General features: G+C 62.5%; 22 protein-coding genes. 2 read left to right on the top strand and 20 right to left on the bottom strand.

The window, feature by feature from the left end; all coding sequences use genetic code 11:
* Positions 1 to 10: 10 nt before the first annotated feature.
* Positions 11 to 745 carry a Crp/Fnr family transcriptional regulator FnrA gene (fnrA, locus tag ACMGG8_RS24930; protein ID WP_011060230.1) on the bottom strand — a complete coding sequence of 245 codons (735 nt, stop codon included), beginning with the start codon at positions 743 to 745 and terminating at the stop codon, positions 11 to 13.
* Positions 746 to 898: 153 nt separating this feature from the next.
* On the opposite strand from fnrA, the gene ACMGG8_RS24925 reads away from it, so the two are divergent.
* On the top strand, positions 899 to 1378 hold the full coding sequence (locus ACMGG8_RS24925) for a hypothetical protein (RefSeq protein WP_060838329.1): 480 nt from the start codon (positions 899 to 901) through the stop codon (positions 1376 to 1378).
* Here ACMGG8_RS24925 and hemN read toward each other — a convergent pair.
* From hemN to ccoN (ACMGG8_RS24845), 16 genes are all read right to left on the bottom strand, one after another.
* Entirely contained in the window at positions 1375 to 2757 is a 1383-nt protein-coding gene (hemN, locus tag ACMGG8_RS24920; RefSeq protein ID WP_060838330.1) for an oxygen-independent coproporphyrinogen III oxidase, read from the bottom strand. The genes ACMGG8_RS24925 and hemN overlap by 4 nt on opposite strands.
* A 148-nt stretch (positions 2758 to 2905) precedes the next feature.
* Entirely contained in the window at positions 2906 to 3589 is a 684-nt protein-coding gene (locus ACMGG8_RS24915; RefSeq protein WP_060838331.1) for a sulfite exporter TauE/SafE family protein, read from the bottom strand.
* Complete coding sequence (gene ccoS / locus ACMGG8_RS24910; protein WP_060838332.1) at positions 3582 to 3812, bottom strand: cbb3-type cytochrome oxidase assembly protein CcoS; 231 nt, start codon at positions 3810 to 3812, stop codon at positions 3582 to 3584. The genes ACMGG8_RS24915 and ccoS overlap by 8 nt, the downstream gene beginning before the upstream one ends.
* 21 nt (positions 3813 to 3833) lie before the next feature.
* Entirely contained in the window at positions 3834 to 6284 is a 2451-nt protein-coding gene (locus tag ACMGG8_RS24905; RefSeq protein WP_414158626.1) for a heavy metal translocating P-type ATPase, read from the bottom strand.
* Positions 6285 to 6387: 103 nt separating this feature from the next.
* Positions 6388 to 6924, bottom strand: coding sequence for a FixH family protein (locus ACMGG8_RS24900; RefSeq protein ID WP_060838334.1), 537 nt, complete (start codon positions 6922 to 6924; stop codon positions 6388 to 6390).
* An 18-nt stretch (positions 6925 to 6942) separates the two neighbouring features.
* Positions 6943 to 8358 carry a cytochrome c oxidase accessory protein CcoG gene (gene ccoG / locus ACMGG8_RS24895; protein WP_060838335.1) on the bottom strand — a complete coding sequence of 472 codons (1416 nt, stop codon included), beginning with the start codon at positions 8356 to 8358 and terminating at the stop codon, positions 6943 to 6945.
* A gap of 204 nt (positions 8359 to 8562) precedes the next feature.
* Positions 8563 to 8973 carry a type II toxin-antitoxin system VapC family toxin gene (locus tag ACMGG8_RS24890; RefSeq protein WP_414158625.1) on the bottom strand — a complete coding sequence of 137 codons (411 nt, stop codon included), beginning with the start codon at positions 8971 to 8973 and terminating at the stop codon, positions 8563 to 8565.
* Entirely contained in the window at positions 8973 to 9227 is a 255-nt protein-coding gene (locus ACMGG8_RS24885) for a type II toxin-antitoxin system Phd/YefM family antitoxin (protein WP_414158624.1), read from the bottom strand. Before ACMGG8_RS24885 ends, ACMGG8_RS24890 begins: the two co-directional genes overlap by 1 nt.
* A gap of 158 nt (positions 9228 to 9385) precedes the next feature.
* Positions 9386 to 10363 (bottom strand): cytochrome-c oxidase, cbb3-type subunit III, encoded by a 978-nt coding sequence (gene ccoP / locus ACMGG8_RS24880; protein WP_414158623.1) that lies wholly within the window; start codon positions 10361 to 10363, stop codon positions 9386 to 9388.
* Positions 10360 to 10545: a CcoQ/FixQ family Cbb3-type cytochrome c oxidase assembly chaperone gene (locus ACMGG8_RS24875; RefSeq protein ID WP_011060239.1), complete on the bottom strand. Its 186-nt coding sequence runs from the start codon at positions 10543 to 10545 to the stop codon at positions 10360 to 10362. The genes ccoP (ACMGG8_RS24880) and ACMGG8_RS24875 overlap by 4 nt, the downstream gene beginning before the upstream one ends.
* Positions 10546 to 10550: 5 nt before the next feature.
* Positions 10551 to 11159, bottom strand: a complete 609-nt coding sequence (gene ccoO / locus ACMGG8_RS24870; RefSeq protein WP_011060240.1) for a cytochrome-c oxidase, cbb3-type subunit II — start codon at positions 11157 to 11159, stop codon at positions 10551 to 10553.
* Positions 11159 to 12601, bottom strand: coding sequence for a cytochrome-c oxidase, cbb3-type subunit I (gene ccoN, locus ACMGG8_RS24865; RefSeq protein ID WP_011060241.1), 1443 nt, complete (start codon positions 12599 to 12601; stop codon positions 11159 to 11161). Before ccoN (ACMGG8_RS24865) ends, ccoO (ACMGG8_RS24870) begins: the two co-directional genes overlap by 1 nt.
* A 496-nt stretch (positions 12602 to 13097) precedes the next feature.
* Positions 13098 to 14045: a cytochrome-c oxidase, cbb3-type subunit III gene (gene ccoP, locus ACMGG8_RS24860; protein ID WP_060842970.1), complete on the bottom strand. Its 948-nt coding sequence runs from the start codon at positions 14043 to 14045 to the stop codon at positions 13098 to 13100.
* The gene (locus tag ACMGG8_RS24855; protein WP_047336150.1) at positions 14042 to 14272 is read right to left on the bottom strand and encodes a cbb3-type cytochrome oxidase subunit 3; all 231 of its coding nucleotides are present in this window, start codon (positions 14270 to 14272) and stop codon (positions 14042 to 14044) included. The genes ccoP (ACMGG8_RS24860) and ACMGG8_RS24855 overlap by 4 nt, the downstream gene beginning before the upstream one ends.
* A 3-nt stretch (positions 14273 to 14275) precedes the next feature.
* Entirely contained in the window at positions 14276 to 14884 is a 609-nt protein-coding gene (gene ccoO / locus ACMGG8_RS24850; protein WP_016967270.1) for a cytochrome-c oxidase, cbb3-type subunit II, read from the bottom strand.
* A gap of 10 nt (positions 14885 to 14894) precedes the next feature.
* Positions 14895 to 16319, bottom strand: a complete 1425-nt coding sequence (gene ccoN, locus ACMGG8_RS24845) for a cytochrome-c oxidase, cbb3-type subunit I (RefSeq protein ID WP_047302957.1) — start codon at positions 16317 to 16319, stop codon at positions 14895 to 14897.
* Positions 16320 to 16418: 99 nt separating this feature from the next.
* Here ccoN (ACMGG8_RS24845) and ACMGG8_RS24840 point away from each other — a divergent pair, with 99 nt between their 5' ends.
* On the top strand, positions 16419 to 17114 hold the full coding sequence (locus ACMGG8_RS24840) for an alpha/beta family hydrolase (RefSeq protein ID WP_414158622.1): 696 nt from the start codon (positions 16419 to 16421) through the stop codon (positions 17112 to 17114).
* A 152-nt stretch (positions 17115 to 17266) separates the two neighbouring features.
* On the opposite strand, the gene ACMGG8_RS24835 is transcribed toward ACMGG8_RS24840, so the two are convergent.
* The 3 genes from ACMGG8_RS24835 to acnA all read right to left on the bottom strand — a co-directional run bounded on the left by ACMGG8_RS24835 (position 17267) and on the right by acnA (position 22759).
* Complete coding sequence (locus ACMGG8_RS24835) at positions 17267 to 18832, bottom strand: methyl-accepting chemotaxis protein (RefSeq protein WP_060838340.1); 1566 nt, start codon at positions 18830 to 18832, stop codon at positions 17267 to 17269.
* Between the two features lie 217 nt (positions 18833 to 19049).
* Entirely contained in the window at positions 19050 to 19841 is a 792-nt protein-coding gene (locus ACMGG8_RS24830) for a CPBP family intramembrane glutamic endopeptidase (RefSeq protein WP_060838341.1), read from the bottom strand.
* Between the two features lie 176 nt (positions 19842 to 20017).
* A complete protein-coding gene (gene acnA / locus ACMGG8_RS24825) occupies positions 20018 to 22759 on the bottom strand; it encodes an aconitate hydratase AcnA (RefSeq protein ID WP_060838342.1) in 2742 nt (913 codons plus the stop codon).
* Positions 22760 to 22877: the final 118 nt, after the last annotated feature.

Raw genomic sequence — 22877 nt, 5'->3', positions numbered from 1 at the left:
GCACCGTGGATCAGCCTTCCACCGAGCCCCCGGCCAGGGCGCACAGCTGGATCGGATCGAGGATGTGCACTTCCTTGCCTTCGGCGGCAATCAGTTCGTTCTGCTGGAACCGGGTGAACACTCGGGACACGGTTTCCACCGCCAGGCCCAGGTAGTTGCCGATTTCATTGCGCGACATGCTCAGGCGGAACTGGTTCGCCGAGAAGCCGCGAGCGCGGAACCGGGCCGACAGGTTGACCAGGAAGGTGGCAATGCGTTCGTCGGCGGTCTTTTTCGACAGCAGCAGCATCATCTGCTGGTCGTCACGGATTTCCCGACTCATGACGCGCATCAACTGGCGGCGCAGTTGCGGCAGTTGCAGGGCCAGTTCGTCGAGACGTTCGAAGGGGATTTCACACACCGAAGTGGTTTCCAGGGCCTGGGCCGAAACTGGATGGCTTTCGGTGTCCATGCCGGACAGCCCCACCAGCTCGCTGGGCAAGTGGAAACCGGTGATCTGCTCTTCGCCGCTGTCGCTGAGGCTGAAGGTTTTCAGGGCGCCGGAACGCACGGCATACACCGAGTCGAAGCCGTCACCCTGACGGAACAGAAATTCGCCTTTTTTCAATGGGCGGCCACGTTTGACGATTTCGTCCAGCGCGTCCATGTCTTCCAAATTCAAGGAAAGTGGCAGGCACAGAGGGGCCAGGCTGCAATCCTTGCAATGGGCCTGGTTATGAGCGCGCAGTTTAACTGGCTCGGACATTCTAGAATCCTTGTGGGAAAACACACATAAGCCGTAAGGGTAACTCACGGGAGGAGGTTCCGGCCAGTCCGTGCCGTATTAACTGTGAGTCGTAAAGCAATCCTTTTGTGGGTCGATAACCTGTTAACGAAAACAACTTGGAGCGCCGCAACTATGTCCTTTGTTGGCGGTATTACTAATGGCAGCAATAACTTGCAGCCACTTTCTGAATCTTCGAAAAGCAACGATGCGGATGAACTAAGGGGTTCGCCGTTAGTTGCAGAACCTATGGTTGGAGAGGGCGTCAAAGTGTCGCTGTCGGGGGCCGGACTGAAGAAATCCTCCAGTGCTGCGGGCGATGACAGTGACATCGAGGAAAGCGGCCTGCCCGAAAATATTCAACAGCTCCTCAAAATGATCAGAAAATTGCAACAACAGATTGCTGAAAAGCTGGCCCAGCTTCAGGCCGTCATGGCCGACAAGCACCTGGGGCCGGAAGAGGCCAAGGCCAGGATCGGTAGCCTGCAATCGGCCCTGGCGGCCCTCAACAGCGGATTGCTGACCGCCAACGCCTCATTGGCCAAGGCGATGAGGGAGGCCGGCCTGAGTCCCGAGCAGGTGGTGAAAGCCTCTGCTTTGCTCATGAAATCCTAGATGACCCGGGAAAAACGCTGGCGATTCTGCTGCCCCAGGTAGGCATCGAAGATCATGCATACCGAACGCACCAACAGGCGTCCCGCCGGAAGTACGGTGATGGCCTCGGGGCTTAGTTGAATCAGTCCATCGTCGTCCATTTCCTGCAAGTCTGGCCATAGTTCATTGAAATAGCCGCGAAAGTCGATATTGAAGGCTTGCTCTATATCTTCGAATTTAAGACTAAAGTTGCAGATCAGTTGTTGAATAACTTCACGGCGCAGACGGTCGTCGGCATTACAGACCAGGCCGCGACTAGTGGCCAGTTGTGCGCCTGCCAAAGCATTTTGATAGTGCGTCAGATCACTGCTGTTCTGGCAATACAGATCACCGATCTGGCTGATCGCGGAAACGCCCAAGCCGATCAGGTCGCAATGACCGTGGGTGGTGTAACCCTGGAAGTTGCGCTGCAGGGTCGATTCTTCCTGGGCGATCGCCAATTCATCATCGGGAAGGGCGAAATGATCCATGCCGATGTAGCGATAACCGGCGGCGGTCAGTTGCTCGATGGTGCGTTGCAGCATTTCCAGTTTCTCCGCCGGCGCCGGCAGCTCGCTGCCGTTGATCCGTCGTTGCGGCATGAAGCGCTCGGGCAGATGGGCGTAGTTGAACACCGAGAGCCGGTCGGGCTGCAGGCTGATGACTTCTTCCACGGTGCGGGCAAAGTGTTCCGCGGTCTGCTTGGGCAGGCCGTAGATCAGGTCGATGTTGATGGAGCGAAATTGCAGGGTGCGAGCCGCTTCGATCACCGCTCGGGTTTCCTCCAGGCTCTGCAGGCGGTTGACGGCGCGCTGCACCGCCGGGTCCAGGTCCTGTAGACCGATGCTCACCCGGTTGAAGCCCAGCTCTCGCAGCAGCCCCATGGTCGACCAGTCGGCTTCACGAGGGTCGATCTCGATGCCGTAGTCGCCGGAGTCATCCTCGAGCAGGTTGAAATGCTTGCGCAGCAACGCCATCAGCTGGCGCAACTCGTCGTGATTGAGAAAGGTCGGGGTGCCGCCGCCGAAATGCAGCTGCTCGACCCGCTGGTTGGGCGCCAGGTGGCAGGCGATCAATTGCATCTCCTGTTCCAGGCGTTGCAGGTAGGGCAGGGCCCGGCTGCGATCCTTGGTGATGACCTTGTTGCAGGCGCAGTAGTAGCAGATGTTGGCGCAGAACGGGATGTGCACGTACAGCGACAGCGGGCGCTGGGCCTTGCGGCTGTCACGCAGGGCGTGCAGCAGATCAAAGGCACCCACCTGGCTGTTGAATTGCACGGCGGTCGGGTACGAGGTGTAGCGCGGTCCCGCCAGGTCATAGCGGCGGATCAGATCTGTGTCCCAACGAATGGCGTCGAGCATGCGGGAATTCCCCCGGATAGGCTGGCAGTGTTCGCGAGTCTAGGAGGTTAGGGGCGCGGCCATCTTGACTTGTATCAAGGGTGTTCGGGAGCTGCCGGGCTAGCGCCGGCGGGGCGTGTGGGCCCGGTTGCCGGGCAGTGCCCCGGGGTCAGTGGCCCATCAGCCAGTGCTGGTGAGGGCCGGGCAAGGTCCAGAGGCCGAAGAGGATGACCAGCAGGCCGCCGGTCAGGCGCACGCTGCGTCGACGCAACAGGGCCGTGACCCGTTCCGCCGCCAGGCCGGTGGCCAGCAAGACCGGCCAGGTGCCCAGGCCGAAGGCCAGCATCAACAGGGCACTGTCGAAGGCATTGCCCTGGCTCGCCGACCACAGCAGGGTGCTGTACACCAGGCCGCAAGGCAGCCAGCCCCACAGCGCCCCCAGGAGCAATGCACGAGGCAGGCTGGAAACCGGCAACAAACGACTGGCCACGGGCTGGATATGCCGCCATAGCCCTTTGCCAAGCCCTTCGATGCGGGTCAGGCCGCTCCACCACCCGGCGAGGTACAGGCCCATGGCGATCAGCAGCAGCCCGGCCAGTATCCGCATGAACAGCGCGACCGGGCTGTTGGCCACCGCCCAGCCGGCCAGGCCCAGCAACAGGCCGGCCAGGGCGTAGCTGAGGACGCGGCCCAGGTTGTAGGCCAGCAACAGGCGAAACCGCCGGCTGCGCTGCTCCCGGGGGATCGCCAGGGTCAGGGCGCCCATCAGGCCGCCGCACATGCCCAGGCAGTGACCGCCGCCCAGCAGGCCGAGTATCACTGCCGAAACCAGCAGGGGCGCCAGTTCAAGCATGGGGTGGTTCCGTTTTGCGGGTGGCTTCGGTGGGGGCGTCGGGCTGGCCCTTGGCTTCGTCCACCGCGGCGGTGTGGCTGGGGTCCTGATCGTCGAACAGGATGCTGTGGGCCGGACCGTCGAGGTCGTCGTACTGACCGCTGTCCACGGCCCAGAAGAAGATGTAGATGGCGATGGCCACGATCAGCAGTGCGGCCGGGATCATCACGTAAAGAGCTGGCATCTGGACTCCAGGCCCGGCGGCTCAGGCCGGCAACGGGCGGGGTTCGGGGGTGCTGGCGCTGGCGGCCGACCGCGGCATGCGGGTCAGGCGCAGGGCATTGAGCACCACGGTCAGGGAACTGATGGACATGCCGACCGCGGCCCACACCGGGGTGATCCAGCCGAGGGCGGCGAACGGGAGCATCAGGCCATTGTACAGTCCGGCCCAGAGCAGGTTCTCGATAATCACCCGGCGGGTCCGGCGCGCCAGGCTGAAGGCCTGCACCAGCGCGTCCAGGCGATTGGACAGGAGCACCGCATCGGCGCTGGTCTTGGCCAGGTCGGTGGCCGACCCCATGGCGACGCTGATATCGGCGGCGGCCAGCACCGGGACGTCGTTGACGCCATCGCCGAGCATCAACACTTTGCGGCCCTGTTGATGCAGTTGTTGCAATACCTGCAGTTTGTCGTCCGGACGCAGACCGCCCCGGGCCTCATCGATCTGCAGCTCGGCCGCGACGCTGGCGACCATCGGCGAGCTGTCTCCGGACAGCAGCAGGGTATGCCAGCCGCGAGCCTTGCAGGCGGCCAGGAGCGCGGGGGCGTCGCTGCGCAGCCGGTCATCGAGCACCAGCCAGGCGAGGGCGCCCTGGCTGTCCCCCAGCAACAGCCACTGCCCGGCTTCGTCGGGCATGCTCGGCACCGGGCAGCCGCTGAGTTCGCAGACGAACGTCGGCTGGCCGATGCGCAGGCGCCGTTCGCCCACCAGGCCTTCCAGGCCCAGGCCCGGGCTGCTGGTGACGTCTTGCGCGGCCACCGGGGCGCGGCCGAAGGCTCGGGCGATCGGATGTTCGGAGCGGTTCTCCAGGGCGGCAGCGAGACTCAGGCAGTCATCGCTGGACAAGCGCCCCAGGGGGCGGATGGCACGCAATGCCAGGCGTCCTTCGGTCAGGGTGCCGGTCTTGTCGAAAATCACTGTGTCGATCTGGTTCAAGCCTTCCAGCACGTGGCCGCGAGTCAGCAGCAGGCCAAGCTTGTGCAAGGTGCCAGTGGCGGCGGTCAGGGCGGTCGGGGTGGCCAGGGACAGCGCGCAAGGGCAGGTGGCGACCAGCATGGCCAGGACGATCCAGAAGGCTCGCGAGGCGTCCAGTTGCCACCACAGCAGGCCGATGGCCGCAGCCGCGATCAGCGAAAACAACAGGAACCACTGGGCTGCACGGTCGGCCACTTCGGCCAGCCGGGGTTTTTCCGCCTGGGCCCGGTCCAGCAGGCGGACGATGGCGGACAGCCGGGTGTCCTGGCCCAGGGCCTGAACCTCCACCGTCAGTGCGCCTTCGACGTTCAGGGTGCCGGCAGTGACGCTATCTCCCAGGCTGCGTGGCTGTGGCAGGTACTCGCCGGTGAGCAGGGATTCGTCGATGCTCGACTGGCCATCGAGGATCTTGCCGTCGGCCGGCAGCACCGCACCGGGGTGCACCAGCACCCGGTCGCCCAGGCGCAGTTCGGTGAGCAGGATGCGTTCACTCTGGCCGTCCTGGCCCAGGCGCAGGCAGGAGGCAGGCAACAGGTTGACCAGCTGCGCGGTGGCCGCTGCGGTGCGTTCCCGGGCCCGACGTTCCAGGTAGCGGCCGGCGAGGAGGAACAGGGCGAACATGCCGACAGCGTCGAAGTACAGTTCGCCGACACCGCTGATGGCGGTCCAGATTCCCGCCAGGTAGGCCCCGCCTATGGCCAGGGATACCGAGACATCCATGGTCAGGTGACGGGTGCGCAAGTCGCGCATGGCGCCTTTGAAGAAGGGCGCGCAGCTGTAGAAGACGATCGGGGTGGTGAGGAACAGCGCGACCCAGCGCAGGATGGTGTGCAGTTCCGGACTCAGGTCGATATTGAATTCCGGCCAGGTGGCCATGGTTGCCATCATTGCCTGGAACCACAGCAGCCCGGCGACCCCCAGCTGGCGCAGGGCCAGGCGGTTCTCGCTGGCCAGTTGTTCGGAAGCGCGGTCCGGCTGGTAGGGGTGGGCCGCGTAGCCGATGTGACGCAGTTCGCTGAGCACCTGGCTCAACGGGAGTTGGCTGTCGGCCCAGCGCACGTGCAGGCGGTGGTTGGACAGGTTGAGACGGGCCTCGGCCACGGCCGGCAGGCTGCGCAGGTGTTTTTCGATCAGCCAGCCGCAAGCGGCGCAACTGATGCCTTCCATGAGCAGGGTGGTTTCGGCCAGTTCGCCCTGGTGACGGACGAAAGGCTGTTGCACATCGGCACGGTCGTACAGTGCCAGCTCGTCAATCAACTGCACGGGCAGGGCTTCGGGGTTGGCCGAGGCTTCGCTGCGATGGCTGTAGTAGTGCTCCAGACCGCCGGCGACTATGGCCTCGGCCACTGCCTGGCAGCCCGGACAGCAGAACTCCCGGGATTCGCCGAGCACGACGGCGGTGAACCGGCTGCCGGCGGGAACCGGCAGGGCGCAGTGGTAGCAGGGCAGTGGCGTGGTCATCGGCGATCTTTGTGGTCGGGGAAAAACTCATCGCCGGCCGCTCGACTCCAGTCCTGGAAAAAGGGTCGGAGGCGGCGGACCGGCGATGGATGACGGGGGTGAATCAGTTCAGGTCTTCCGCGCCTTGCAGCGGCTCGTCACCCAGCAGCAGGTCCTTGTCGTGGCTGACCTGTTCCTCTTCGAACATACGCCAGGTCTTGTCGCCTTCGACGCCCAGCAACTCGACGAAGCGTCGGCCTTCGACCTGGTCGTTCAACTGGCCGATGTAGCGACCGTGTTCGCTTTCGCTGCGGGCCAGGGTGATCTTGCGGTCTTTCTCCGGCTGGGTCGGCGAAATCAGGTTCAGCTCCAGGGTCTTGGGCTGGCTGTCGCCGCTCAGGCGCAGCTCCACTTCGCCCGTCAGCTCGTCCAGATGCACGCTGGCGCGCATCTTCAGGGTCTGGGCCAGCAGCTCGCGATCCAGGGAGCGGTTGATGCCCTTGCCGGCCTCGTAGTAGTTGTCGTTGACCAGGTTGTCCGGGTTGTTCACGGCAATGGTCACCATGGACAGGGTCAGGGTCACCGAACAGGCGAGAATGCCAATGATGATCCAGGGCCAGAGGTGTTTGTACCAGGGGCTGGTGGCGGTAGCTGCGGGCATGATCACTTCTCTTGGCTCTTAACGGATTTGTGGGCCGATGAATCGGCTCTTGGCTTCAACGTGGACGCTGCTGTCGTCGGCATCCTCAAGGATGAACTTCACCTCGTTGGTGGTCGAGGGCAGGTGATCCGGAGCAATCGACAGCTCCACCGGCATGCTGACGATATCGCCGGCCGCCACGTGGATTTCGCGTTTGCCCTGCAGTTTCAGATCCGGCAGGCCGGCTGCGTCAAGCACATAAGTGTGATCGCGCTGGTCCTTGTTCATGATCTTCAGGCTGTAGACGTTCTCGATCCGCCCTTCGGCGTTTTCGCGGTACAGCACGCGGTCCTTGCTGACGTCGAAACCCACCAGCGAGCGCATGAAGAATGCGCTGATCAGCAGGCTGATCATGGCCAGCAGCACCAGGGCGTAGCCAATCAGGCGTGGGCGCAGTTTATGGGTTTTCTGCCCGGAGAGGTTGTGCTCGGTGGTGTAGCTGATGAGCCCGCGGGGGTAGTCCATCTTGTCCATGATGCTGTCGCAGGCGTCAATGCAGGCGGCGCAGCCGATGCATTCGATCTGCAGGCCGTCGCGGATGTCGATGCCGGTCGGGCAGACCTGGACGCACATGGTGCAGTCGATGCAGTCGCCCAGGCCCTGAGCCTTGTAGTCGGCGCCTTTCTTGCGTGGACCACGGCTTTCGCCACGGCGCGGGTCGTAGGAGACGATCAGGGTGTCCTTGTCGAACATCACGCTCTGGAAGCGCGCGTAGGGGCACATGTAGATGCACACTTGTTCGCGCAGCCAGCCGGCGTTGCCGTAGGTGGCCAGGGTGAAGAAACCGACCCAGAAATACGACCAGCCATCAGCCTGGCCGGTGAAGAAGTCGATGACCAGTTCGCGGATCGGCGAGAAATAGCCGACGAAGGTCATGCCGGTGACGAAACCGATCAGCAGCCAGAGGCTGTGCTTGCTCAGCTTGCGCAGGAACTTGTTGGCGCTCATGGGTGCCTTGTCCAGCTTGATCCGCTGGTTGCGGTCGCCTTCGGTGACCTTTTCGCACCACATGAAGATCCAGGTCCAGACGCTCTGCGGGCAGGTGTAGCCGCACCAGATACGTCCCGCATAGACGGTGATGAAGAACAGGCCGAAGGCGGCAATGATCAGCAGGCCCGAGAGCAGAATGAAGTCCTGGGGCCAGAACGTGGCACCGAAAATGAAGAACTTGCGCTCTGGCAGGTTCCACCAGACGGCCTGGTGGCCGCCCCAGTTGAGCCAGACGGTACCGAAGTACAGCAGGAACAATCCGGCGCCGCCGAGCATGCGCAGGTTGCGGAATAGGCCAGTGAAGGCGCGGGTGTAGATTTTTTCCCTGGAGGCGTAGAGATCGACGCTGTTGGTCGCGTTTTTGGCAGGCGGGGTAACGTCTTGTACGGGAATCTGGTTGCTCATCATTGCATCCCACGGCAGTGGAAAAATGCCTCGGTCAGTACGTGCCGACCGCGGTCAAAAGAGGTGTTGCAGTGGCGCAATGATACGCCTGTAGCTCTAGCGCAAGGGTGCGACCTTTGGTCGCGTTGGGGGAAATCAACTGATGGTGTAATGACTTGAATCAATTGACTTGTGGATTATGGACCCTTTTGCACGTCGCGCCGTTCAATTCTTCCATGGGTTGAGCAGGCGTACGCCACAGGTCTTGAAGTCCTTCACGTTGCGGGTAACCACTGTCACGCCATGGACCAGGGCGGTTGCGGCAATCAGTGCAGCGCATTCATTGCTGCGGTCTGGGACATGCAGTTGGGCGCAGCGCAAGGCCACGGCACGGTCGATGGCCAGGATGCGGCCGGCGAAGGTGGGAAGAACCCGGCGCTCCAGCCAGTTGCGCAGTAGGGTGCCCTGATCCGGGTCGCGCCGCTCCACCTGCAGAATGTCCGTTTCCAGCCCTGGCACCGTGATCGCCGAGAGGAACAGGCTGGTGGTCGCGATGCCATGGGCCCAGGCCTTGACCCCATGATTGGCCTTGGGTTTGCGCAGCTCGGAGATGACGTGGGTGTCGAGCAGGAACATCAGGACAGATCTGTTTCGCGTGGAGTGATCACTGCGCGCTCCGTGGTGAACTCGATGTCTTTGGCTTCCGGCATCGCCAGCATCTCGACGATGCTCAGGTTCAGGCCGCTGAGTTTCTGGTACGCCTCAATGCCTAGCAGTACATGGGTCGGTCTGCCACGGTCAGTGATGATGACCGGGCCTGTAAGCGCGGCTTTTTTGGCACCGCTTGTGTCCTGATTGAACTCGCGGCCGGAAAGGGTGGTGATGGTCATGCCGGGCACCTGCTTGAAGCACTCAATGTAGGAGCGTTACTACCTAGTTGCTGCCAGGAGCAATCTTCTGCCGGGGCAAACCGATGTAAGGCGTAAACAAAACGGCCCCGCCAATTCTCATTGGCGGGGCCGTCGGGTCTTGCTTTCAGGCGTCGGTCTTACTCGGCGTCGGCCTGCTTGTCACCGTGGGACAGGCTGTAGACATAAGCGGCCAGCAGGTGAACCTTGTCGTTGCCTTGCAGTTGTTCCTGCGCAGGCATCACGCCCTGGCGGCCGTAACGAATGGTCTGCTGCAGTTGCGCAAAGCTCGAACCGTAGATGAAGGCTGCCGGGTGGGTCAGGTTAGGCGCGCCCATCGCTGAGGTGCCTTTGCCTTCCGGACCGTGGCAGACCGCACAGTTGGCGGCGAACAGCTTCTGCCCATTGACCGGGTCGGCCTTGATGCCTTCCGGCAGCTTGCGGCCATCAAGGTTGGTCAGGACATAGGCGGCAACGTCGCTGACGCCTTGCTCCTTGATCACGTCCAGCCAGGCCGGCATCACCGCGTGGCGACCGCCCATGATGGTGGCCTTGATGGTTTCCGGCTCGCCGCCCCAGCGCCAGTCGGCGTCGGTCAGGTTGGGGAAGCCGTAGGCACCCTTGGCGTCGGAGCCGTGGCAGACCGAGCAGTTGGAAGCGAACAGGCGACCGCCCATTTTCAGGGCTTGCGGGTCCTTGGCGACTTCCTCGATAGGCATGGCAGCGTACTTGGCGAAGATCGGACCGAACTTGGCGTCCGACTTGGCCATTTCCTTTTCCCACTCGTGCACGCCGGTCCAGCCGGACTGGCCGTTGGCGAACGGGGTCTGCTTCTCGTTATCGAGGTAGTTGTAGCCCGGCAGGACGCCTTTCCAGTTGCCCAGGCCCGGGTACAGCACCAGGTAACCCAGGGCGAAGACGATGGTGCCGACGAACAGCATGAACCACCATTTCGGCAGCGGGTTGTCGTACTCCTCGATCCCGTCGAAGGAGTGGCCGACCGTCTCGTCGGTCTGCTCGGCGCGCTGGCCCTTGCGGGTCGACAGCAGCAGCCAGGTCAGGGCGAAGATGGTACCCAGACTGAGGACTGTGACGTACAGACTCCAGAACGTAGTCATTCTTTGTTACTCCTAGAAGCTTGCTCGACGTGCTTGATGGCGTCGGGATCATCCGCGAACGGCAGCAAGGTTGCGTCTTCAAACTCGGACTTGCGCTTGGGGCTGAACACCCAGAGCGCCAAACCGATGAAGGCCACCATCACAACAAGGGTGCCCAGGCCACGAATCATCCCGATATCCATCTAGATCACCGTTTGCTTTTGATGATGGTGCCCAGGCCTTGCAGATAGGCCACCAGCGCGTCCATTTCGGTTTTGCCCTTCACAGCATCCTTGGCGCCGGCGATGTCTTCGTCGGTGTAAGGGACGCCGAGCGTGCGCAAGACTTCCATTTTCTTCGCGGTGTCTTTGCCGTCGAGCTTGTTTTCTACGAGGAACGGATAAGCCGGCATCTTCGACTCGGGGACGACGTTGCGCGGGTTGTACAAGTGCGCACGCTGCCAGTCATCGGAGTAACGACCGCCCACTCGGGCCAGGTCCGGACCGGTACGCTTGGAGCCCCACAGGAACGGGTGGTCCCAGACGCTTTCACCGGCCACCGAGTAGTGACCATAACGTTCGGTTTCGGCGCGGAACGGACGGATCATCTGCGAGTGGCAGCCGACACAGCCGTTGGCGATGTACACGTCGCGGCCTTCCAGTTCCAGTGCGGTGCGCGGCTTCATGCCTTCCACCGGCTTGTTGGTGACGTCCTGGAAGAACAGCGGGACGATCTGGGTCAGGCCGCCGATGCTGACGGCGATGACCATGAAGAAGGCCAGCAGGCCAATGTTCTTCTCGACTACTTCGTGCTTCATCAGTGAGCTCCAACTACAGCGATCTGAGCGGCGGCTTCAGCTTCAGCCGGGTTCGAGGCGCGAACGGTGCGGAACACGTTGTACGCCATGATCAGCATGCCGGTGGCGAAGAACGCACCGCCCAGAGCGCGGACGATGAAGCCCGGGTGGCTGGCTTGCAGCGCTTCGACGAAGGAGTAGGTGAGGGTGCCGTCGTCGTTGATGGCGCGCCACATCAGGCCCTGGGTAATGCCGTTGACCCACATCGAGGCGATGTACAGCACGGTACCGATGGTAGCCAGCCAGAAGTGGGTGTTGATCAGGCCGATGCTGTGCATCTGCTGACGACCGAAGACTTTCGGGATCAGGTGGTACAGGGCGCCGATGGAGATCATCGCTACCCAGCCCAGAGCGCCGGCGTGTACGTGGCCGATGGTCCAGTCGGTGTAGTGGGACAGCGAGTTGACGGTCTTGATCGCCATCATCGGACCTTCGAAGGTCGACATGCCGTAGAACGCCAGGGACACCACCAGGAAGCGCAGGATCGGGTCGGTGCGCAGCTTATGCCAGGCGCCCGACAGGGTCATCATGCCGTTGATCATGCCGCCCCAGCTCGGAGCCAGCAGGATGATCGACATGGCCATGCCCAGGGACTGGGCCCAGTCCGGCAGCGCGGTGTAGTGCAGGTGGTGCGGACCGGCCCAGATGTACAGGGTGATCAGCGCCCAGAAGTGCACGATGGACAGGCGATACGAGTAGATCGGACGCTCGGCCTGCTTGGGTACGAAGTAGTACATCATCCCCAGGAAACCGGTGGTCAGGAAGAAGCCCACGGCGTTGTGGCCGTACCACCACTGGATCATCGCGTCAGTCGCACCGGCGTAGGCCGAGTAGGACTTGAAGAAGCTGACCGGCAGGGAAGCGTGGTTGACGATGTGCAGCATCGCGGTCACCACGATGAAGGCACCGTAGAACCAGTTACCGACATAGATGTGCTTGGTCTTGCGCTTGGTGATGGTGCCAAAGAACACCAGGCCGTAGGTGACCCAGACGATCGCCAGCAGGATAGCCAGGGGCCATTCCAGTTCGGCGTATTCCTTGGTGGTGGTGTAACCCAGGGGCAGGGTCACGATCGCACCGACGATCACCGCTTGCCAGCCCCAGAAGGTGAAGGCCGCGAGGCTGTCGGAAATCAGTCGCGTCTGGCAGGTTCGCTGCACGACATAGTAAGAGGTGGCAAACAATGCACATCCACCGAAGGCGAAGATCACCAGGTTGGTGTGCAGCGGGCGCAGGCGTCCAAAGGTCGTCCATGGCAGACCGAAGTTCAACTCCGGCCAGACCAGTTGCGACGCGATGAAGACACCGAGCCCCATGCCAAGGATCCCCCAGACCACCGTCATGATGGCGAACTGGCGGACTACCTTATAGTTATAAGCAGTCGGACTGATTGCTGTGCTCATTCTAAGGTTCCACGGTTTGGGTGTTTTATTAGGGATAAAAATCGGCCGCAAGTATGGAGAAAGCAGGGGGTCATTGCAACGCGCCATGACCTGGGTCAATGCGTTCCATGCCTGATTCTGCGGCCTTTCCCTATGCCGAGTAGGGACAAAAAAATGCCCTCGGACAGACTGTCGCAGTGGACAGGATTCGGGGGGTGTCAGGTTGGTTGTAACCGGGTGTGTGGAAGCTGATGGATCAGCTGACAGGCGGTAAGCGAGTCGACAGCCGGTATAAACCAGCCTTTGCGGCCTGTCATCGAGCAGAAGCTTCGAACGTCACGGATACCGTTGGCCTGTGACCAGCCCTTGCCAGTCCCCATCGGGGCAAGCTTAGACCTGAATCGGATGAGTGCAAACGAAGGGGGGAGAGAGGGTGCGACACTTGGTCGCAAAGAGGCGGGGGGAAAGTTTCAAGCGGCAAGCTGCAAGTGAAATCTCGCAGCTTGCCGTTGATCCCTTACTTGTCGCTTTCAGCTTGTGGCTTGTTGCTGCTGTTGTGGGACAGGCTGTACACGTAGGCGGCCAGCAGTTGCACCTTGTCATTGCCGAGCAATTCGCTCTGCGCTGGCATGTGGCCCTGGCGACCATGACGGATGGTCTGTTGCAGTTGCGCGAGGCTGGTGCCGTAGATGAAGCCGGCCGGCTGGGTCAGGTCGGGCGCGCCCATGATCTGGGTGCCCTTGCCGTTGGCGCCGTGGCAGGCTACGCAGGTGGTGCTGAACGCTTGCTGTCCGGCTACCAGGTCGGCATCGCTGTCGGCAGGCAGGGGCAGGCCGGCCAGTTCGTGACGGACATAAGCCGCTACGTTCTTCACGCCTGCTTCCTTGAGCACGTCACCCCAGGCCGGCATGGCCGCCATGCGGCCGCCCATGATGGTGGCCTTGATGGTGTCGGCACTGCCGCCCCAGCGCCAGTTGTCGTCCGCCAGGTTGGGGAAGCCGAAGGCACCCTTGGCGTCAGAGCCGTGGCACACCGAGCAGTTGGACGCGAACAGGCGTCCGCCCATCTTCAGTGCTTGCGGGTCCTTGGCTACTTCTTCCACGGGCATGGCCGCGAATTTGGCGAAGATCGGCCCAAATTTCACGTCGGCCTTGGCCATTTCCTTTTCCCATTCCTTGGTCTGGGTCCAGCCGTCTTCATAGCCCGGCAGGATGCCTTTCCAGTTACCCAGGCCCGGGTAGAGGATCAGGTAGCCCACGGAAAACACCAGGGTCCCGGCGAACAGCAGGAACCACCATTGCGGCAGGGGGTTGTCGTACTCCTCGATGCCATCGAAGGCGTGGCCCATGGTCTGGTCCACGCTGCCCTTGGTTTCACCCTTGCGGGTGCCGACCAGCAGCCAGGTCAGGCCGATCAGGCTGCCGATGGTCAGTACGCAGATCCACGTACTCCAGAAGGTGGTCATGGCCGAATGCTCCTTGTTGCAGGCTCTTGAGGTTGAGCGTCATCAGTTGTGTTGCCGGCCGGTGCCGTACCCGGCATCGGGTCGTCGGCGAAGGGCAGCAGGCGTGCCTGGGCAAACTCGGGATTGCGTTTTGAGTTGAACACCCAGATCGACAGGCCGACGAAGGCGATCATCACCACCAGGGTCCCGAGCCCGCGGATCATGCCGCTATCGAGTTCAAAACCCATGGCTCACCTCTTGCTCTTGATCGCAGTGCCAAGCACTTGCAGGTAGGACACCAGGGCGTCCATCTCGGTCTTGCCCTTGAGCGTGGCGGTAGCGCCGGCGATGTCTTCGTCGGTGTACGGCACACCCAGGGTGCGCATGACCTTGAGCTTGGTTTCGGTATGGCTGCTATCCACCGGAGCGTTCACCAGCCACGGATAAGCCGGCATCTTCGACTCGGGCACGACGTTGCGCGGGTTGTACAGGTGCGCGCGGTGCCAGTCATCGGAGTAGCGGCCGCCCACCCGGGCCAGGTCCGGACCGGTACGCTTGGAGCCCCACAGGAACGGATGGTCCCAGACGCTCTCACCGGCCACCGAGTAGTGGCCATAACGTTCGGTTTCGGCGCGGAACGGACGGATCATCTGCGAGTGGCACTGTACGCAGCCTTCGCGGATGTAGATGTCGCGGCCTTCCAGTTGCAGCGCGGTGTAGGGCTTCATGCCTTCCACCGGCTTGTTGGTGACGTCCTGGAAGAACAGCGGGACGATCTGGGTCAGACCGCCGATGCTCACCGCGAAGACCATCAGCAGCATCAGCAGGCCGACGTTTTTTTCAATCGTTTCGTGTTTCATTGCGGACTCCTCAGGCCATCTGCGCAGCGGCGTTGACTTCGGCTGGCACTGCGGCACGCACGGTGCGCCAGGTGTTGTAAGCCATCAGGAACATGCCGCTGAGGAAGATCGCACCACCGACCAGTCGCACGATGAAGCCTGGGTGGCTGGCCACCAGGGTTTCGACGAAGGAGTAGGTGAGGGTGCCGTCTTCGTTGACCGCACGCCACATCAGGCCCTGGGCGATACCGTTGACCCACATCGAGGCGATGTAGAGCACGGTGCCGATGGTGGCGAGCCAGAAGTGGGTGTTGATCAGGCCGACGCTGTACATCTGCTCGCGGCCGAAGACTTTCGGGATCAGGTGGTACAGGGCGCCGATGGAGATCATCGCTACCCAGCCCAGAGCGCCGGCGTGTACGTGGCCGATGGTCCAGTCGGTGTAGTGCGAGAGGGCGTTGACGGTCTTGATCGCCATCATCGGACCTTCGAAGGTCGACATGCCGTAGAACGCCAGGGACACCACCAGGAAGCGCAGGATCGGGTCGCTGCGCAGCTTATGCCAGGCGCCCGAGAGGGTCATCATGCCGTTGATCATGCCGCCCCAGCTTGGCGCCAGCAGTACCAGCGACATCACCATGCCCAGCGACTGAGCCCAGTCCGGCAGCGCGGTGTAGTGCAGGTGGTGCGGACCGGCCCAGATGTACAGGGTGATCAATGCCCAGAAGTGCACGATGGACAAGCGGTAGGAGTACACCGGACGCTCGGCCTGCTTGGGTACGAAGTAGTACATCATCCCCAGGAAGCCCGCGGTCAGGAAGAAGCCCACGGCGTTGTGGCCGTACCACCATTGCACCATCGCATCGGTCGCACCGGCATACACCGAGTAGGACTTGGTGAAGCTGACCGGCAGTTCCAGGTTGTTGACGATGTGCAGGATGGCCACGGTGATGATGAAGGCGCCGAAGAACCAGTTACCCACATAGATGTGCTTGGTCTTGCGCTGCATCAGGGTGCCGAAGAACACGATGGCGTAGGCCACCCAGACAATGGTGATCAGGATATCGATCGGCCATTCCAGTTCGGCGTATTCCTTGGAGCTGGTGTAGCCCAATGGCAGGCTGATGGCCGCCAGGAGGATGACCAGTTGCCAGCCCCAGAAGCAGAACGCGGCGATTTTCGGCGCGAACAGCTGAGTCTGGCAGGTGCGTTGCACCGAGTAGAACGAGCTGGCAAATAGCGCGCAGCCACCAAAGGCGAAGATCACGGCGTTGGTGTGCAACGGACGTAGACGGCCGAAGCTGGTCCACGGTAGGTCGAAGTTGAGTTCAGGCCAGACCAACTGGGCAGCGAGAAAAACCCCGAGCCCCATGCCGACGATGCCCCACACCACCGTCATAATGGCGAATTGGCGGACCACCTTGTAGTTGTAGGCGGTACTGATAGAAGTGTTCATGGTTCCCCATCCACGGTTCAGCTGAAGTGAAAGCGACTGCGCACGGCAAGGCGCGCTCACTTCGTCTGGAGTTATAGGCAGACTAAAAGCGAGGCAAGCATGAGCAATGAGCACAAGGCCAGTATTGACGGGGATCAATGGGCGCAGTGCGTGCAGGAGCGCGGCTGGTTATGGGAGGTCGCCGCTGTTGCCGACCCGTTGCAAGCACCGACGCTGATCCTGGCCCACGGTGCCGGCGCGCCGATGGACAGCGGGTTCATGAACGACATCGCTGCACGCCTTGCCGGGCATGGGGTGAACGTCTTGCGCTTCGAGTTTCCCTACATGGCCCAGCGGCGCCTGGACGGCGGCAAGCGGCCGCCCAACCCGGCGAGCAAACTCCTGGAATGCTGGCGTGAGGTGCATGCTCTGGTGCGACCTTATGTCACTGGGGTCCTGGCGCTGGGCGGCAAGTCCATGGGCGGGCGCATGGCCAGCCTGCTGGCCGATGAACTGGCGGCCGACGCCCTGGTGTGCCTGGGTTATCCCTTCTATGCGGCGGGCAAGCCGGAGAAGCCGCGGGTGGCGCACCTGGTCGAACTGGCGACGCCGAGCCTGATCGTGCAGGGCGAGCGTGACGCCCTGGGCAATCGCCAGGCGGTCGAAGCCTACTCGCTGGCGCCCAGTATCGAGCTGTACTGGCTGGCGGCCGCTGATCACGATCTCAAGCCCCTGAAGGCCTCAGGCTTCACCCATGAGCAGCATCTGGAGTCTGCGGCGGCAAAGGTCGCGGCGTTCCTGCAAACACTGGCCTGATCCTGTAGGAGCGAGCTTGCTCGCGAACCCGGCCCTCGAACCTCTGAAGACTTATCGCGAGCAAGCTCGCTCCCACGGTCGTTGGGCGGGTTTGCGGGCATAAAAAAACCGCAAGCCGGAGCTTGCGGTTTTTCTCGCCAACCCGGGCGGGCTTAACGGTTGAAACGCTCCACCAGCGAGTACTGGGTGTGTGCGGTGAGGGTCAGGGCTTCGCTGAGTGCGGCCGAGTGCTGGGCCTGCTCCGAAGTCTGGTCCGCCAGTTGCGCGATGGTGCTGATATTGCGGCTGATCTCTTCGGCCACCGAGCTTTGCTCTTCGGTGGCGGCAGCGATCTGGGTGGTCATGTCGGTGATATTGGCGACCGCTTCGCTGATGCCCACCAGCGCCTGGTCGGCTTCCAGGACTCGGGCCACGCCTTCTTCGGCCTGGCGATGACCGGCGTCCATGGTCTGCACGGCAGTGGCGGCGGTTTGCTGCAGCTTGGCGATCAGGGTGTGGATCTGCCCGGTGGACTCGCTGGTGCGCTGGGCCAACTGACGCACTTCATCGGCGACCACGGCAAAGCCGCGACCCATTTCTCCGGCGCGTGCCGCTTCGATGGCCGCGTTCAATGCCAGCAGGTTGGTCTGGTCGGCGATGCCCTTGATCACGTCCACCACGCCGCCGATCTCGTCGCTGTCCTTGGCCAGCTGGGTCACGGTCAGGCCGGTTTCGCCCACCACCACCGACAGGCGCTGGATGGCTTCACGGGTTTCCCCGGCGATGTCCCGGCCACGACCGGTGAGGCGATTGGCTTCCTGGGTGGCGTCGGCGGTGCGTTGCACGTGGCTGGCCACTTCCTGGGTGGTGGCGGCCATCTGGTTGACTGCGGTGGCCACTTGCTCGGTCTCGACCCGCTGACGTTCCAGGCCGCTGGAGCTGTTGTGGGCCAGGGTATCGGACTGGCGAGCCTGCTCGTTGAGGTGCTCGGCGGTGTCCTGCAGGCGGGTCAGGCAGGTCTTCAGGCGCGCTTCCTGGCTCAGGATCGACATTTCCAGGCGTGCCTGGGCGCCGCGGCTGTCGGTGTACATCTGGGCAATCAGCGGGTCGGAAGTGGTCTGCTCGGCCAGGCGCAACAGGCGCTTGAGGCCGCGTTGCTGCCAGCTCAGGCCCAGCAGGCCCAGCGGCACCGAGAGCGCCGCAGCCAGGGCAAAGCCCCAATGGGAGTTGAGCCAGGCGCCGATCATGAAGCTCAGTTGGCTGACCAGAATGAACGGCAGCCAGTCCTGCAGCACCGGCAACCACTTGTCACGCTTGGGAATGGCCGACTTGCCGGTATTGATGCGTTGGTAGAGGGCTTCGGCGCGGCGTACCTGCTCGGCGGTGGGTTTGACCCGTACCGACTCGTAGCCCACCACCTGGTTGCCTTCGAACACCGGCGTTACATAGGCGTTGACCCAGTAGTGGTCGCCGGTCTTGCAGCGGTTCTTGACGATGCCCATCCATGGCAAGCCTTGTTTCAAGGTGCCCCACATGTGCGCAAACACCGCCGCCGGCACATCGGGGTGACGTACCAGGTTGTGCGGTGCGCGAACCAGTTCTTCACGGGAGAACCCACTGATCTCGACAAAGGCGTCGTTGCAGTAGGTGATCACGCCTTTGGCGTCGGTGGTGGAAATCAACCGTTGTTGAGCCGGGAAGGTACGTTCGCGCTGAGTGACAGGCTGGTTATTACGCATGGTTTTTCAATCCGCAAGGCTTTGATGGGTTGTCGGCCGCTTCAACCGATTATTGAAATTATTTTTCAATAATCGGCTCTGGGTCTTATTGGCAGAATGTGTCGCTTGCAAAAAACGCCTGTGGGTTTCAGCAGGCGTTGGCGAGGGGCTAATCATTGACCTTCTTCCTTGGCAGTCAATACTTCTGAAGTACTGGTTTGGCTAAATAACCGGCGGCTTATCCGGCCAGCATCGGATAGGTGAACAAGCCGAAATGCAGCAGATTGAGACCGAAGTGAGTGGCAATCGCCGCACTCAGGCCGCCAAAACGATAGGCCAGACCGTAGCCGACCCCGGCGATGCCCGCCAGTAGGGTCCATTGCCACCCCGCGCCCAGATGGACCAGGCCGAACAGCAGGGCTGCGCACAGCAGCGCCAGGTTCTCGCCGTAGGGCAGCGCCTTGAAGCGTCGGCTCAGGCCGCCCTGGATATAGCCACGGAACAGCGCTTCCTCCACCAGGGTCACCAGCAGCAGGTTGTTGAGCACCCACAGCCAGGCCTGATCCGGCCATTTCGGGGCCCAGCTGATGATCCCCAGCAGCAGTGCGCCACCCAGCGCAGCCACGGCGCACAGGGTCAGGGCCACGGCGGTGGCATACAGCGACAGGCGCAACGAGCGTCGGCCAACGATCCACGGGCACACCAGCAGCAGCCAGAAACCGATCAGCGGCTTGTCCTGGTTCAGGTACATGGAAAACGGCACGGCATCATCGGTAAAACGTTGCGGGTCGATGGCCCGGCCGTTGTAGAAGCCGGGCAGCCAGTGCATGGCCAGGGCCAGGGCGAGCACCACGAACAGGCCGTGGCCCAGATACTGGCCGACCCGGCTGCGTTGCTGGCGCACGGCAAGGCCGGCACAGAGCAGAAGGAGGATCGAAAGGGCAGCCAGCAGTCCCAATTGGCCATAGCTCAGGGCCAGTGCGTAGCCAATAGAAAGGAGTGCCAGATACATCCATGGCAGAGCGGTCATGTGGAATCCTTGTTGCGAAGAATGGGTATTGCAGAGACGTCGTACAGCGCCGGATCTGTAGTCGTTTTTGCGACCGGTGGGTCAGTTCCGGCGGGCGGCAAGTATAACCAGCTGCGTTTTGTTCGACAGCCCGACGAAAAACACCGCCCGGAGGCGGTGTCTGTTTTCGTGGCGGATCAGGATGCAATCAATTGCCGCAACACGTAGTGCAGGATCCCTCCGGACTTGAAGTACTCCACTTCATTCAAGGTATCGATGCGGCACAGCACCTCGATTTTCTCCTGGCTGCCATCTTCGCGGGTGATGACCAGGGGCAGGTTCATCCGCGGTGTCAGTTCCACATCGCTCAGACCGAGGATGTCCAGGGTTTCCTTGCCGGTGAGCTTCAGGCTCTTGCGGTTCTGATCCAGCTTGAACTGCAAGGGCAAGACCCCCATGCCCACCAGGTTGGAGCGGTGAATCCGTTCGAAACTTTCGGCGATCACCGCCTTGACCCCCAGCAGGTTGGTGCCCTTGGCCGCCCAGTCGCGGCTGGAGCCGGTGCCGTACTCCTGGCCGGCGATCACTACCAGCGGCGTGCCGTCGGCCTGGTAGCGCATGGCTGCGTCATAGATCGCCAGTTTCTCGCCGGTGGGAATGTACAAGGTGTTGCCACCTTCCTCGCCGCCGAGCATTTCGTTGCGGATGCGGATGTTGGCGAAGGTACCGCGCATCATCACTTCGTGGTTGCCACGCCGTGAGCCGTAGGAGTTGAAGTCCCGCGGTTCCACGCCCTTGTCCCGCAGGTAGCGGCCGGCCGGGCTGTCGGCCTTGATATTGCCGGCGGGGGAGATGTGGTCGGTGGTCACCGAGTCCCCCAGCAGGGCCAGGACCCGGGCGCCGCTGACATCGGTGATCTGCGGCAGCGGGCCGGCGATGTCATCGAAGAATGGCGGGTGCTGGATATAGGTCGAGTCGTCCTGCCAGACATAGGTGGCCGCTTGCGGCACTTCGATGGCTTGCCACTGCGCATCACCGGCAAACACTTCGGCGTATTCCTTGTGGAACATCCGGGTGTTGACCTGGGCCACGGCGTCGGCGATTTCCCGGCTGCTGGGCCAGATGTCCCGCAGGTACACCGGCTGGCCGTCCTTGCCGTGCCCCAGGGGCTCGCTGCTGAGGTCGATGCGCACCGTACCGGCCAGGGCATAGGCCACCACCAGCGGCGGCGAGGCCAGCCAGTTGGTTTTGACCAGAGGATGGACCCGGCCCTCGAAGTTGCGGTTGCCCGACAGCACCGAAGCCACGGTGAGATCGGCCTGCTGAATGGCTTTTTCGATCGGCTCCTGCAGCGGTCCGGAGTTGCCGATGCAGGTGGTGCAGCCATAACCCACCAGGTCGAAGCCCAACTGGTCCAGGTATTGCGTCAGGCCCGCGGCCTTGTAGTAGTCGGTCACCACCTTGGAGCCAGGAGCCAGGGAGCTCTTGACCCAGGGCTTGCGTTGCAGGCCCTTTTCCACGGCTTTCTTTGCCACCAGTCCGGCGGCCATCATCACGCTGGGGTTGGAGGTGTTGGTGCAGGAGGTGATGGCGGCGATCACCACCGCGCCGTTTTTCAGGCGATAGGTCTGGCCTGCATCCAGGTAATCGGCTTCGCCCACCAGATCGGCGTTGCCCACGGCGACACCGCCGCCGCCCTCGCTTTCCAGGCGACCTTCTTCCTTGCTGGTGGGTTTGAACTGCAGGTCGAGGAAGTCGCTGAAAGCCTGGGCCACGTTGGGCAGTGCCACCCGGTCCTGCGGCCGTTTCGGTCCGGCGAGGCTGGCTTCGACGCTGCCCATGTCCAGGGCCAGGCTGTCGGTGAATACCGGCTCCTTGCCCGGCAGGCGCCACAGGCCCTGGGCCTTGCTGTAGGCCTCCACCAGCTTCACCAGCTCGGCAGGGCGCCCGGACAGGCGCAGGTAATCCAGGGTGATGTCGTCCACCGGGAAGAAACCGCAGGTGGCGCCGTATTCCGGTGCCATGTTGGCGATGGTGGCGCGGTCCGCCAGGGGCAGGTCGGCCAGGCCATCGCCATAGAACTCGACGAATTTGCCCACCACGCCCTTCTTGCGCAGCATCTGGGTCACCGTCAGCACCAGGTCGGTGGCGGTGATGCCTTCCTTGAGCTTGCCGGTGAGCTTGAAGCCGATGACTTCCGGAATCAGCATCGACACCGGCTGGCCGAGCATCGCCGCTTCTGCCTCGATGCCGCCCACGCCCCAGCCCAGCACCCCGAGGCCATTGATCATGGTGGTGTGCGAGTCGGTGCCCACCAGGGTGTCGGGGAAGGCGTAGGTGCGGCCATCCTCGTCCTTGGTCCAGACCGTGCGCCCCAGGTATTCCAGGTTGACCTGATGGCAGATGCCGGTGCCCGGCGGCACCACGCTGAAGTTGTCGAAGGCGCTCTGGCCCCAGCGCAGGAAGGCGTAGCGTTCGCCGTTGCGCTGCATCTCGATGTCGACGTTCTGTTCGAAGGCGCTGCTGCTGGCGAACTTGTCCACCATCACCGAGTGGTCGATCACCAGGTCCACCGGCGACAGCGGATTGATCCGCTGCGGGTCGCCGCCGGCCTTGGCCATGGCGGCACGCATGGCGGCCAAGTCGACCACCGCCGGCACGCCGGTGAAGTCCTGCATCAGCACCCGGGCCGGGCGGTATTGGATCTCGCGGTCGGAGCGGCGCTCCTTGAGCCAGGCGGCGAGGGCCTTGAGGTCGGCGCCGGTGACGGTCTTGTCGTCTTCCCAGCGCAGCAGGTTTTCCAGCAGGACTTTCAGCGACATGGGCAGGGCATCGATATCGCCCAGGCTTTTGGCGGCGTCCGGCAGGCTGAAATAGTGATAGGTCTTGTCATCGACCTTCAGGGTCTTAAGGGTTTTCAGGCTATCGAGGGATGGCATTGAATGACTCCTTGTGGCCCGCGCGGCTACGGGCCTGTGATACGGACAGAGAGTTAACCTAGCTCTGTTTGGGGCTTATGGCTAATCACTGGACTGCTGGCGCAAGTCCAAGGTTCCG

The sequence above is a fragment of the Pseudomonas sp. BNK-45 genome (assembly GCF_047456255.1).
In the GTDB taxonomy this organism is placed as follows: Bacteria; Pseudomonadota; Gammaproteobacteria; order Pseudomonadales; family Pseudomonadaceae; genus Aquipseudomonas.
Note: the sequence above shows the minus strand (reverse complement) of the source record. Positions and strands in the feature narration are given on the sequence as shown.